This is a genomic window from Streptomyces lasiicapitis (assembly GCF_014646335.1).
Classification (GTDB): domain Bacteria; phylum Actinomycetota; class Actinomycetes; order Streptomycetales; family Streptomycetaceae; genus Streptomyces; species Streptomyces lasiicapitis.
Window position 1 is genome coordinate 26,218 of the sequence record NZ_BMNG01000009.1, and the last position, 12,589, is coordinate 38,806.

Sequence of the window (12,589 nt, forward strand, 5' to 3'; positions counted from 1 at the left end):
GCGCGGCGCTGTTGGTGATCCTCAGCCGCGCGTGACGCGCGCCGGCTCTCCCGCGTCGGCGGCCGCGTCCTCGTGCGGCGCGATCCGGCGCAGCAGGAAGCCCGCGGACATGGCCATCGCGAACATCACCACCGCGTACACCGCCGAGGGGATGGCCATGCGGGTGCTGTCGAGGAGGGTGGGGCTGAGGGCGATGGCCATGGAGAGCGTGGTGTTGTGCATGCCGATCTCGAAGCAGGTGGCCACGGACTGCCGGTGGTCGCCGCGGGCCAGGCGGGTCGCGCCGTAGCCGATGGTCAGGGAGATCGCGGCGAAGAGGAAGACGACGAGGCCGACGTCGGCGAGGTAGCCGAGCACGTTGTCCCGCTCGGCGACGAGCGCGGCGATGATGATGCCGATGAGCGCGGAGATCGCCGTGACCTTGACCGCCTGGGTGGAGCGCTCCGCGAAGCGCGGACGGCGGTGCCGGACCAGCATGCCCGCCGCGACCGGCACAAGGACGACGAGGAAGACCTGCAGCGTCTTGTCGAAGCGCAGCCCGAGCACCTCGTCCGACCCGGCCATGAAGTGGTCGAGGGAGAGGTTCACGACGATCGGCAGCGTGAAGACCGCGATCACCGAATTGATCGCGGTCAGCGTGACGTTGAGGGCGACGTCGCCGCCGAAGAGATGGCTGAAGATGTTGGCCATCGTGCCGCCGGGGGAGGCCGCGAGCAGCATCATGCCGACGGCCAGCTCCGGGCTCAGGTCGAAGGCGAGGACCAGGCCCAGGCAGGCGGCGGGAAGGAGTGCCAGTTGGCAGACGAGGGCGACGGCCACGGGCCACGGGTAGGCCGCGACCCTGCGGAAGTCGGCCACGCTCAGGCCGAGGCCGAGACCGAACATGATCACGGCGAGGGCGGCAGGCAGCAGATAGGTGGTCAGCGGCGAGTCCACAGGAACAGGCTCCAGGAGGCTGCTTGAAATGTCCACGATCGGGCGGCAGTGATGCAGACCGACGTGGCTCCCTCCGCCCGCCCCGGAGTGGCTCGCGCCGCGCTACTTCTTGAACCGGGCCACGTACGCGTCGGCGCCCTCGGGGTCCATCAGCCACTCCCGGTACGTCGGCGGATCGGCGTACCCGTTGGCGAACCGGTGGGCGACCTCCGGGTGGTCGAAGGCGGTCTGGATGATGAGGGGCACCTGCTCGGGCTGCGGCTCGCGCAGCATGAACTCGGTGAAGGCGTGCGTGTGCCGGGCGTTCTGCCAGTACGCGTCGAAGGTCGCCCGCATCCACTCCTCGTCGAAGGGGAGGGCCCCGCGCTTGAGGACGGCGGTGAGGTAACTGGCCGCCGCCCGCGCGGCGTTGTTCGCGCCCTGGCCGGTGATCGGGTCGTGGACGGCGACGGCGTCCGCCAGGCCGAGGACCGGGCGGCCGCCGTCCACGTGTGCCACGGGGCGGCGGACCGTCGGAGTGATCGCGCCGTACAGGGCGGCACCGGGGTCGGTGGGTTCGGTGTGGCGGAAGCGTTCGTACTCCCAAGGCGCGTACGTACGCAGCAAGTCGAGGGCGCGTAGCCATCCCTCGGCGGCGGTGGGGCGGTCGGCCCAGCAGTCGTACGGCCCGTCCCACCTCCCCTCGAAGAGGACGATGTCGCAGGGCCCGCCGACCGTGAGCGCGCGCATGATGATCACGTCGCCGGCGGGCGGAACGCCGGTGGTGCGGACGTACCCCGCGGCCGGGTCGGAGTCGTCGTGCGCGACGCCGTGCACGTAGAAGCAGGCCAGGGTGCGCGGCGGCCGGTCGTGGACGGGCCAGGACGGGTCGGGGGCGAAGAGCGCGGAGAGCTCGCCGCGGCCGGTGGAGAGGACCGTCAGGTCGTGCGCGGCGGCGAGGGCGGCCACGTCGGCGGGGCCGACGGACCGGTACTCCGTGCGCCCGCCCCGCTCCTCGAACAGTTCCAGCCAGGCGGCCAGCTTGACCCGCTGGTCGACCGAGCGCACCTCTTCGTCGAACGGCGCCGCGAACCGCCGTACCGGCACCTCCCGTTGCTTCTCCGGCTCCCAGTGGCTGAGCTCGAACCCCGGCATCACGGGTGCGGAGTCGTCCCAGAGCGCGAGCCCGGCGGCACGCTCGATGCGCAGGGCCGGGCCGAACATGAGCTGGGTCGAGGTCACCCGCCCTGCCCGCACGTCCTCCGGGCGCCGCTCGGCGACGAGCGTGACCTCATGTCCGGCGTCCAGGAGCCCGAGACCCAGCTGGAGTCCCGCCTGCCCCGCGCCCACGATCGCGATCCCGCGCACCTCGGCCTCCGTCCCGCCCCGGCGGCCTCGGCCGGGCACGGTTCAGTCGTACCCACAGTCCAGGGCCGCCACCTGCGTACGTTCCGTACGCTGACGGCGTGACGCATGACAACACTCCGGCGGCGTACGCCGATGCCGCGACCGCGCGGCCCCTCGCCGTGTTCGACCTCGACGGCACCCTCGCGGACACCGCGCACCGCCAGCGCTTCCTTGAACGCAAGCCGCGCGACTGGAACGCGTTCTTCGCGGCCGCGCCCGACGACCCGCCGCTGCCGCGCGGCGTGCGGCTCGCCCTGGACAGTGCCCGGGAGTGCGAGGTCGTCTACCTCACCGGGCGGCCCGAGCGCTGCCGCGCCGACACCGAGGCGTGGCTGGCCGCGCAGGGGCTGCCCGAGGGGCGGATCTGGATGCGGCGCGACCACGACCGGCGGCCCGCGCGCCACACCAAGCTGGAGGTCCTGCGCTCCCTCGTCCGCGACCGCGAGATCCGGATGCTGGTGGACGACGACGAGTTGGTGTGCGACGACGCCGAGCAGGCCGGGTTCACGGTGGTGCGGGCGCGGTGGGGGAGCGCGTCGGCGGAGCTGCGGGACGCGCAGGAGCGCGAAGGGCGTACGTGAGCGGCGCCTACGGCGTGTCCTCCAGGCGGAAGCCGACCTTCAGGCCGACCTGGTAGTGCTGGATCTGTCCGTCCTCGATATGGCCGCGCACCTGGGTGACCTCGAACCAGTCGAGGCCGCGCAGTGTCTGTGAGGCGCGTTCGATGCCGTTGCGGATGGCCTGGTCGACGCCTTCGTGCGAGGTGCCGACGATCTCGGTGACCCGGTAGGTGTGGTCGGACATGGGCGGGCTTCTCCTCTCCGCGGCGTTGCGGTGCCCTCCACGGTAGTGCCGGGTGCGCGCGTGGGCCTGTCGGCGGAAGCGACATGGCTGCGGGAGTGCGGTCTTCACAGAAGTGCCACGAATCCCCTCACACCCCTTGACCGATGTGTTGGTCCATACCAAAATCCTGCACACCCGTTCGAGCTTCAAGCTCTTCCCCACGTCGGGCCTCCTCGCCCTGTCCGCAGGCAGAAAGTGACCGACGTGAATCCGCGCCGCCTCCGCATCGCCCTGTCCCTGACCCTGGCCCTCGCCTCCACCGCCCTGCTGCCCGGCTGCGGCCTGTTGCCCGGCGGCGGGGACGACCGCAGCACCGTGAAGGTGTGGCTGATGCGGGGCAGCGCGTCGGACGCCTTCATGAAGCGCTTCACCAAGGACTTCGAGAAGCGGCACGGCAACCTCGACCTCGACATCAAGGTCCAGGAGTGGACCGGCATCGGCGAGAAGGTCGAGGCGGCCCTGAAGGACGGGGACGGGCCGGACGTCATCGAGGTCGGCAACACCCAGGTCGCCCAGTACGTCGACCAGGGCGGCCTCGAGGACCTCACCCTGGAGTCGGCCCGCGACCTCGGCATGGAGGACTGGCTGCCGGGTCTCGCCGAGCCGGGGCGCTACGACGGCGGCCAGTACGGCATCCCCTGGTACGCCGCGAACCGCGTCGTGATCTACAACAAGGACCTGTTCGCGCAGGCCGGGATCAAGCAGCCCCCGACGACGCGGCAGCAGTGGCTCGCCGACACCCGGCGGCTCGACGCGGGCGGCACTCAGGGGATCTATCTGGCCGGGCAGGACTGGTACACGCTCGCCGGATTCATCTGGGACGAGGGCGGCGACCTCGCCAAGGAGAAGGCCGGCAGCTGGCAGGGCGTCCTCGACACGCCCGCCGCGCTGCGCGGCATGGACTTCTACCGGCAGCTCCAGGCGCTCGGCGACGGTCCGCCCGACGCGGACGAGGAACACCCGCCGCAGGCCGAGGAGTTCGCCGCGGGCGATGTCGCGCAGATCATCGCCGTGCCCGGCGCGGCGCGCGCCATCGAGGCGAAGAATCCCAAGCTGAAGGGCAAGCTCGGCTACTTCCCCGTCCCCGGGAAGACCGCCCGCAAGCCCGGTGCCGTGTTCACCGGTGGCTCCGACCTCGTCGTGCGGGACGGCACCGACGAGCGGAAGGGCGCGGTGGAGGTCGTCAAGGCGCTCGCGGGCGAGAAGTGGCAGAAGGACTTGGCGCGCACGATGGACTATGTGCCCAACAAGACGACGCTGGCGTCCGCCGTGTCCGGCGAGGCGGGGGTCGCCGCGATGGCGGCCGGGGCCGCGCGGGGGCGGGCCACCCCCAACTCCCCGCAGTGGGCCGCCGTCGAGGCCGACAACCCGATCAAGGCGTACATGTCCAAGGTGCTCGCCGGGGGTGATCCGGCCCGCGAGGCCAAGGCGGCCTCCGGCCGGATCACCAAGTCATTGGACGACGCGGGGTCGTAAGGCCTGTCAGACCCGTTGACGCAACCCCGGGCGGGTCAGGCCGGCGTGCTCAGCGACAGCGCGAAGCGGCCCCTCTCGTCCGTCCACCAATGCGTCAACGAGAGCCCCGCCTGCGCCAGTTCCGACTTGACGACCTCCTCGCGGAACTTGGCGGAGATCTCGGTGCGGAGGTCCTCGCCCTCCTCGAAGTGGACGGCGAGGTCAAGCGCCGGGACCTTCACCGTCTGGGCCGCGCGGGCGCGCAGCCGCATCTCGATCCACTCCTGGTCGCGGTCCCAGACGGCGACGTGTGCGAACGCGTCGGGGTCGAAGTCCGCGCCCAGCTCGCGGTTGACGACGTGCAGGACGTTCTTGTTGAACGCGGCGGTCACGCCCGTCCCGTCGTCGTACGCCGACACAAGCACCGACTCGTCCTTGACCAGGTCCGTGCCGAGGAGCAGCGCGTCGCCGGGGGAGAGCAGGCCGCGTACCGACGTCAGGAACGCGGCGCGCTCGGCGGGCAGCAGGTTGCCGATGGTGCCGCCGAGGAAGGCGACCAGGCGCGGCCCGGGCGTGCCGGGCAGCGCGAGGCCGCGGGTGAAGTCGGCGATGAGGGCGTGCACGTTCAGCGCGGGCCGCTCGGCGAGCAGCGTGTTCGCCGCGCCGGTGAGCGCGGACTCGCTGACGTCGACGGGGACGTACGTGTGCAGCGCGGGCAGCGCGTCGATCAGGTGGCGGGTCTTCTCCGAGGAGCCCGAGCCCAGCTCGACGAGCGTGCGCGCGCCCGTCACCTCGGCGATCTCGCCGGAGCGGGTGACGAGGATCTCCCGTTCGGCGCGCGTCGGGTAGTACTCGGGCAGCGTGGTGATCTCGTCGAACAGGGCGCTGCCGCGCGCGTCGTAGAACCACTTCGGCGGCAGCGACTTGGGGGTGCGGGTGAGGCCGTGCAGGACGTCGGCGCGAAGGGCGGCGCCGGTGGCGTCCTCGGGCAGGGTGCGGGTCAGCAGGTACGGGCTCACGCAGCGTGCTCCTTGAGCGGGGTCAGCAGGATGTCGGTGGCGCCGGCGGCGAGCAGGGTGCGGTCGGGCACCTCGCGCCAGCGCGGGTCGTCGTCGTACGGCTCGGAGGCGACGACGGTGGAGCGGCCGGGGTCGGTGAGATACCAGAGCGTGTCGCCCCAGGCCGTGGCGGCGATCGTCTCGCCGTCGGTGAGCAGCAGGTTCAGGCGGGAGGCGGGCGCCGCGCGGGCGACCTCGACGGTGACGTCGCCGAGCGCCTGCGCCATGTCGTCGCCGCGCCGCAGGCGCTCCAGGACCAGCGCCCACACCAGGGCCGAGTCGCAGCGCGCCTCCAGGGACAGCAGATCGGCGGGGGCGAGACCGGTCGCCACCGCGGCGAGCGAGTCCGGCCAGCCCGACACCGCGCCGTTGTGGCTGAAGAGCCAGGGCCCCGCGGCGAACGGCGCCGCCGCGGCCTCCCCGTCCGCGCCCGCGAGCGTGGCGTCCCGCACGGCGGCGAGCACCGCGCCGGAGCGCACCACACGGGCGAGGTCGGCGAACGACTGGTCGGCCCAGATCGGCCCGGCACGGCGGTAGCGGGCCGGCACCGGATCGCCGTCCGCGTACCAGCCGACGCCGAAACCGTCCGCGTTGACCGTCCCGTGCCGCTGTCTGCGCGGCGCCCACGACTGCCTCAGGAGGCTGTGCGCGGGCTCCACGAGCAGCGCGCCGAGAGCCTGCGGCTCGCCGAGGAACGCGAGATGACGGCACATCAGACGAGTCCCTGGGCGGTCTCGGCGGCCGTGACGTCGCGTGCCGTGCGGAAGCCGGAGAATATCTGCCGCCGCACCGGGTGGTCCCAGTTGCGGAACGTGCCCCGGCAGGCCACCGCGTCGACGGAGAACGCGCCGCCGCGCAGCACCTTGTAGTCGCCGCCGAAGAAGACCTCCGAGTACTCGCGGTAGGGGAAGGCGGCGAAGCCCGGGTAGGGCAGGAAGTCGCTCGCTGTCCACTCCCACACGTCACCGATCAACTGCCGTACGCCGAGGGGTGATTCACCCAGCGGATAGCTGCCCGCGGGCGCCGGGCGCAGATGCCGCTGGCCCAGGTTCGCCCGGTCGGGCGTCGGGTCCGCGTCGCCCCACGGGTAGCGCATCGACCGGTCCTCGCCCGGGTGGTGGCGCGCTGCCTTCTCCCACTCGGCCTCGGTCGGCAGGCGCCGCCCGGCCCAGCGGGCGTACGCGTCCGCCTCGTACCAGCTCACGTGCAGGACCGGCTCGTCGCCCGGCACCGGTTCGAGGGCACCGAAGCGGCGCCGCAGCCACTGGCCCGCCTCGCGCCGCCAGAACAGCGGCGCCGTGAGCTTGTCGCGGCACACCTTCTCCCAGCCCCGCTCGTGCCACCAGCGCGGTTCGTCGTAGCCGCCCGCCTCGACGAAGCGCTGGTACGCGGCGTTGGTGACCGGCGTGGTGTCGATGAAGTACGGCGGCACCAGGCGGCGGTGCGCGGGGCGTTCGTTGTCCAGCGACCAGGGCTCGGCCGACGTGCCCATCATGAACGGGCCCCCGGGCACCAGGACTTCGGGCGGTCCGGTGAAGGGGGGAGCGGGCTCGGGGTCCGGGGCGGTGAGCGCCGGGGCGCCCGCCCGCAGCTGATGGGTGATCAGCATGGTTTCGTCGTGCTGCTGTTCGTGCTGCGCGATCATCCCGAAGGCGAAGCCCGCGTCCGTGAGCCGGGTGCCGTGGAACGGGGTGCTCTCCAGGACGTCGAGGGCGCGGCCGCGCACATCGGCGGCGTAGCGCCGCGCCTCCTGCGGCGCGAGGAGCGGAAGCGAGGGGCGGGACGCCCGGGGGTGCTCGAACGCGTCGTACAGCGAATCGATCTCGGGCCGCATCGCCTCACGGCCGCCGACCGCGCGCAGCAGCCACTGCTCCTCCTGGTTGCCGATGTGCGCGAGATCCCACACCAGCGGCGACATCAACGGCGAGTGCTGTGCGGTCAGTTCGGGATCCTCGACGCAGGACGTGAGGAGTGCGGTGCGCTCCCGCGCGGCGAGCAGCGCGGTCTGCGCGCGCGCCCGCAGCGCCTCGGGGTCGGCCGGGGCGCCGTGCTGGGGTCCCGTGGGGGAACCGGTCATCGGTGTGCGTCCTTCCCGGGCAGGGATGTCCCGTAGGTGTGCGCCTCGTCGAGCAGGTCGTCGGCGGGGCAGCGGCCGCGTGCGACATAGCGGTCGGCGTGGTCCGCGACGGCGTTGAGCACGTGCGCGGCGGCGCCGAGCCGCGGCAGCGCGTCGAGCGCGGCGGCGAAACAGGCCGCGGCGGCCTCCTGCAGCTCCGGGTCGGCGAGGCCGTGCCGGGCCGCGTCCAGCCACAGCGGGCTGTGCGGCGGCGGCGTGGCGCCCGCGCGCTCGGCCAGCGGCTTGACCGTGCGGTAGGCCGTCTCGGCGGCACCCGGATCGTCGAACAGTGCGCTCGTCACCGCGAGCGGCACGATCCAGCCGTCCTCGCCGGGCTGCGCGTCGACCATCCGCAGCTCCAGGTGACCGCGCGGCCTGACCGGCGGGAACAGCGTCGTGAGGTGGTAGTCGAGATCGTCGCGGGTGGGCGGCCGCGGCTCGCAGGAGCGCGCCCAGGACCGCAGGCTCAGCCCGTCCGGCACCAGCCAGGGAGCGGAGTCGGCGCGCACGCACATCACCGGCGTGTCCAGGGTGTGCCGCGTCCAGGCGGCCCGCGGCTCCTCGTCGAGCGGGGGCGCGCCCGACCTGCCGGGGTCGATGCCCGCCCACACGGCCTGCCGCGTGGAGCGCCAGCCGGTGCGGCGGCCGTCCTGCAGCGGGGAGTTGGCGAACACGGCGACCAGCACGGGGCCGAGCAGATGCGCGAGCCGCCAGCGGCGCGCGTAGCCCAGCGGCCCCGGCTCCTCGTACCCGGCGTCCAGGCAGATCTGCACGGACGCCGTGGAGCACATCATGCGGCGGCCCGCGTCACCGGCGCGGTCCAGCCAGGACTCCATCGCGTCGTAGCGCGGCTCGTGCAGGATGCGGGCCGGGGGGCGCCAGGGATCGGCGCCGAGGCCGGTGAGGGTCAGATCGAGGGTTCTCAAGGTGTCGCGTACGACGGCCAGATCGGCCGATACGGTCGACACGCACTCCATGAGCGACGCGGCGGGCAGCGAGCTGAGCTCAAGCTGGCCGCCGGGTTCGACGGTCACCACCGAGTGCAGTGGTTGGGTCCGCAGGGCCGCGCGGGCTGCTTCTACGCGGGCGGACGACACGGGGACGCTGGGGGCGTCCGGGGCGTGCACGAGCCATTCCAGCTCGACACCGGTGCGGGTCGGCGGGCCCGTCTTGAAGCAGATGCCGCGCACCAGAGCCTCTATCTCCGCCTCGGTCACGGCTTCGCCGAGCCGGGCACGGCGTTTCGTACAGTCTCCCTCTGGCATGTCGGGGGTCCTCCTGTTCCGGCCTGCCCGGGCGAACTGCCCGGGCAGCGCTCGTAACACCCAAAACCTTGAAGCTATTTCGCACAAGACTGCCCTCATGGCCGGGAAGCGCTGTTGCGACGGCCGACAGGCACCGCACACCATCCGTTCATTTTCGGCACGGGTGTCCAGGATGCGGGACTTGGTCGCCCACGGCACGCGGAGCGCGGCGCCGGTCAGGCGGGGTCGGGGCCCAGTCCCTGCTCGATGCGGTACTGGTCCGCCAGCTCGTCGAAGGTGTCGGTGGCGGCCTCGCCGAGGACCACCGGGTGCGCCGCGCCGACGAACGCCCGCACCCGGTCCACGACCTCCGCGGCCTGCTCGGCGCTCGCGAAGATGCCGAGCACCAGGACCCGCTCCGGACCGGCCTCGCCCTCCTCGGCCCGCTCGTCGCGCAGCGTGAAGCCCCACGGCACCTCGCAGGGGCCCTCGTGGTCCTCGACCGGGCACAGCAGCCGCGCCAGTGGTTCCTGCAGCGCGAGCGCCGCGTCCGTCCCGGCGCATCCGCGGATGTGGATTTCGTAGATCTGCACGCCCTGGACGGTAGGCGTGCGGGGCGGCGGCCGCACCGGATTTTCGGCGGAGCCGAGGTAGGGCGGACCCGGTTGCTCGGCGGACGCCCGCCGCGTCAGGGCGCCGCCTGGGCGTCCGCCAGCGGTGCCGGCCACTGCTCGTGCCAGCGGCGGTCGTCCTCCAGCTGCGCCGCCAGCGAGATCAGCAGGGGCTCGCTGCCCGCGGGGCCCAGGAGCTGGGCGCCGACGGGCAGGCCGCCCGCCACCCGGCCCGCGGGCACGTTCACGCCGGGCCAGCCGAGCACGTTCCACGGCCACGCGTACGGGCAGGCCGCGATCATCGCCTGGTCGGTGCGCCAGCCGCTGAGCCCCGCCATCGTGCCGATGCGCGGCGGCGGGGTCGCCGTCGTGGGCGCCAGCACCACGTCGTACGTGTCGAAGACCGCGCCCACCCGCCGGTGCAGGGTGGCCTCCGCGCGCCGAGAGAGCCGCAGCGGCGCCCCGCCGAGCAGCTTGCCCAGGCGCGCGGCCTCCTTGGTGCGCCGGTCGAGCAGCGAGGGATCGGGCACCTCGCGCACCCAGTCGGCGACGCCCGCGGTGGCCCGCGGCACGAAGGCGAGGCCGATCTGGCCGTAGCGCGGATCGGCCACCGCCACCTCGTGGCCGAGGGCGGTCAGCCGCTCCGCGAGTTCCACGACCTTGCCCCGCACCAGCGGATGCAGCCGCTTGGGCGTCGCCGTGAACGGCATGCCGAGCGACAGCGCGATGCGCAGCCGCCCCGGCTCGCGCCCGGCCGCCTCGACGGCGCGGATGGTGGGCGGCTGGTGCGCGTCGTCCGCGTGGTTGCCGCTCGCCGCGTCCAGGAGGAGGGCCGCGTCCGCGACGGTACGGGCCAGTGGGCCGTTGACGGTGATGCCGTTGAAGGCCTCCGGCCACGGCCACGTCGAGATGCGCCCGCGCTGCGGCTTGATCCCGACCAGGTGCGTCCACGCCGCGGGTATCCGCACCGAGCCCGCCCCGTCCGAACCGAGCGCCGCGGGCACCAGGCCGGCCGCGACCGCCGCAGCCGAACCGCCGGACGAGCCGCCCGGCGTGTGCCCCGTGTGCCACGGGTTGCGGGTGTCGCCGAAGGCCGGGCCCTCCGTGAACGGCCACTGCCCCAGCTCGCACGTGTTGGTCTTGCCGACGATCACCGCCCCGGCCGCCCGCAGCCTGCGCACCGCCTCCGCGTCCTCGGCCTTCGGAGGGAAGTCGCCGGGGCAGCCGAACGCCGTGGGCTCGCCCGCCACATCGGTGTCGTCCTTCACCGCGACCGGCACGCCGAGCAGCGGCTTGCGCCCGCCCACCGCCAACTCCCGGTCGGCGGCGTCCGCTTCGGCGAGCGCGGCCTCCGCGCGTATCACCCGGAACGCGTTGAGCACGGGCTGCGCCGCCTCGATGCGGGCGAGCGCCCGCTCGGTCGACTCCCGCGCGGACACCTCGCCATCGGCCAGGGCGCGGGCGGTCTCCGCGAGGCCTGCGGAACGGTCGGCGGTCATGTGCGGGCACCTCCGGTCGGGCGGCGGGCGGGCGCGGCCGCGCGGTGGGGGACGTGGCTGGTGGCCGCCCGCCCTGCCAGGTCTACCGAACGGTAGCCTCCGGCGGCCCAACACGGTATCCGGACGGCGCAGTTCGCGCCGCACACCGGGTGCGGCGGCCGTCCGGGGCGGCGCGCGGGGGCGGCGCGCGACGCCCTCGCGGAGCCGTGCGTGCGCCGTGGCGGGCGTGTGCGACGGGTCGCGCGACCAGGCCGTTCGGTGTGCGCGGCCATGCCCCGGCGCCTGCCCGGCAGCGCCCCCGCGCCCGCCTGGGTGCGCCCCGGTGCCGTCTGGAAGGATTGCCCTCGTCATGGTGCAGATACCGAAGCAGCAGCCCGCGCCGGGCCCGGCGCCGGACGCGCCGAGTCCCCCGCCCGACTCCGTGCCGCAGGGCACCCCGCACTCCGTCCCGACGAGCGCCGACGTCGCCCGCCTCGCGGGCGTCTCCCGCGCCACCGTCAGCTACGTACTGAACAACACCAGCGCCGTCCGGATCAGCGAGCCCACCCGCCGCCGCGTGCACGCGGCCGCCAAGGAACTCGGCTACGTCCCGCACGCCGCCGCCCGCAGCCTGCGCGCCGGGCACACCCGCATGGTCCTCATGCCCACACCGCAGATCGCCGTGGGCCCGTTGTTCAGCCAGTTCTTCAACGAACTCCAGTGGGCGCTCAGCAGGTTCGACTACACGGTCGTGCAGTACGGCAGCCTCGGCCTGACCGGCGAGGAGGCCGCCCGCGCCTGGGCCGAACTGCGCCCCGTCGCCGTCCTCGCGCCCGACGCCACCGCGCTCGGCGCCCGTGGCGTCGCCGTGCTCAAACGCTCCGGCGCCAAGGCCGTCTTCACCCTCGGCCCCGGGCGGGCGGACGGCGCGCACGCGCTGCTCATGGACCAGCGCCTGGTCGGCCGCGCCGCCGCCGAACACCTGCTGGCCCGCGGCCACCGCCGCATCGGCGTCGTCGTCCCCGAGGAACCGGGCCTCGAAGCCTTCTCCCGGCCGCGCCTGGACGGCGTGCGCGCCGCCGTGCGCGCCGCGATCGACGCCGACGTCACCGAGCTGCCGCTGGCCTACACCGAGGACTCCGCCGCCCGCTTCGCCGACCACTGGCCCGCGTTCGGCCTGGACGCGGTGTTCGCGTACAACGACGAGTACGCGATGCTCCTCATGCGCGCCCTCCAGGACCAGGGCATCTCCGTCCCCGACGACACGGCCGTCCTCGGCGCCGACGACCTGATGCTCGGCAGGCTGCTGCGCCCCCGCCTGAGCAGCGTCCGCATCGAGCTGCCCTCGGGTCGCGGCCTCGCGGAGCTGGTCGACAGGGTGGTGCGGGAACCCGGCGGGAAACCCGAGGTGCACGACGTACTCGGGGCGAGCGTCGTACACCGGGAGTCGAGCTGAACGGGT

Annotated in this window: 12 protein-coding genes; 3 read left to right on the plus strand and 9 right to left on the minus strand. The window is 73.8% G+C overall.

All coding sequences use genetic code 11. The features are described from left to right. Positions 1-21 precede the first annotated feature (21 nt). Both IEY91_RS20565 and IEY91_RS20570 read right to left on the minus strand, forming a co-directional pair. Entirely contained in the window at positions 22-936 is a 915-nt protein-coding gene (locus tag IEY91_RS20565; RefSeq protein ID WP_164317876.1) for a bile acid:sodium symporter family protein, read from the minus strand. Between the two features lie 102 nt (positions 937-1,038). After that, the gene (locus IEY91_RS20570) at positions 1,039-2,322 is read right to left on the minus strand and encodes a styrene monooxygenase/indole monooxygenase family protein (protein ID WP_229697113.1); all 1,284 of its coding nucleotides are present in this window, start codon (positions 2,320-2,322) and stop codon (positions 1,039-1,041) included. Positions 2,323-2,381: 59 nt separating this feature from the next. Here IEY91_RS20570 and IEY91_RS20575 point away from each other — a divergent pair, with 59 nt between their 5' ends. Next, positions 2,382-2,903 (plus strand): phosphatase domain-containing protein, encoded by a 522-nt coding sequence (locus tag IEY91_RS20575; protein ID WP_189175146.1) that lies wholly within the window; start codon positions 2,382-2,384, stop codon positions 2,901-2,903. Positions 2,904-2,910: 7 nt separating this feature from the next. Here IEY91_RS20575 and IEY91_RS20580 read toward each other — a convergent pair whose 3' ends face one another. Continuing rightward, positions 2,911-3,126, minus strand: a complete 216-nt coding sequence (locus IEY91_RS20580; protein WP_164317872.1) for a dodecin — start codon at positions 3,124-3,126, stop codon at positions 2,911-2,913. A 243-nt stretch (positions 3,127-3,369) separates the two neighbouring features. Between IEY91_RS20580 and IEY91_RS20585 the strand changes: the two genes are divergently transcribed. Continuing rightward, a complete protein-coding gene (locus IEY91_RS20585) occupies positions 3,370-4,641 on the plus strand; it encodes an extracellular solute-binding protein (RefSeq protein WP_373287985.1) in 1,272 nt (423 codons plus the stop codon). A gap of 35 nt (positions 4,642-4,676) precedes the next feature. On the opposite strand, the gene egtD is transcribed toward IEY91_RS20585, so the two are convergent. The 6 genes from egtD to IEY91_RS20615 all read right to left on the minus strand — a co-directional run bounded on the left by egtD (position 4,677) and on the right by IEY91_RS20615 (position 11,148). Further along, positions 4,677-5,639 (minus strand): L-histidine N(alpha)-methyltransferase, encoded by a 963-nt coding sequence (gene egtD, locus IEY91_RS20590; protein WP_189175147.1) that lies wholly within the window; start codon positions 5,637-5,639, stop codon positions 4,677-4,679. Then, complete coding sequence (gene egtC / locus IEY91_RS20595; RefSeq protein ID WP_189175148.1) at positions 5,636-6,391, minus strand: ergothioneine biosynthesis protein EgtC; 756 nt, start codon at positions 6,389-6,391, stop codon at positions 5,636-5,638. Before egtC ends, egtD begins: the two co-directional genes overlap by 4 nt. Continuing rightward, a complete protein-coding gene (egtB, locus tag IEY91_RS20600) occupies positions 6,391-7,755 on the minus strand; it encodes an ergothioneine biosynthesis protein EgtB (RefSeq protein WP_189175149.1) in 1,365 nt (454 codons plus the stop codon). The genes egtC and egtB overlap by 1 nt, the downstream gene beginning before the upstream one ends. Beyond that, a complete protein-coding gene (egtA, locus tag IEY91_RS20605) occupies positions 7,752-9,059 on the minus strand; it encodes an ergothioneine biosynthesis glutamate--cysteine ligase EgtA (protein ID WP_189175150.1) in 1,308 nt (435 codons plus the stop codon). Before egtA ends, egtB begins: the two co-directional genes overlap by 4 nt. A 215-nt stretch (positions 9,060-9,274) precedes the next feature. Further along, a complete protein-coding gene (locus IEY91_RS20610; RefSeq protein WP_189175151.1) occupies positions 9,275-9,631 on the minus strand; it encodes a hypothetical protein in 357 nt (118 codons plus the stop codon). A 95-nt stretch (positions 9,632-9,726) separates the two neighbouring features. Then, positions 9,727-11,148 (minus strand): amidase, encoded by a 1,422-nt coding sequence (locus IEY91_RS20615; RefSeq protein WP_189175152.1) that lies wholly within the window; start codon positions 11,146-11,148, stop codon positions 9,727-9,729. Positions 11,149-11,497: 349 nt separating this feature from the next. On the opposite strand from IEY91_RS20615, the gene IEY91_RS20620 reads away from it, so the two are divergent. Beyond that, a complete protein-coding gene (locus tag IEY91_RS20620; RefSeq protein ID WP_229697114.1) occupies positions 11,498-12,583 on the plus strand; it encodes a LacI family DNA-binding transcriptional regulator in 1,086 nt (361 codons plus the stop codon). Positions 12,584-12,589: the final 6 nt, after the last annotated feature.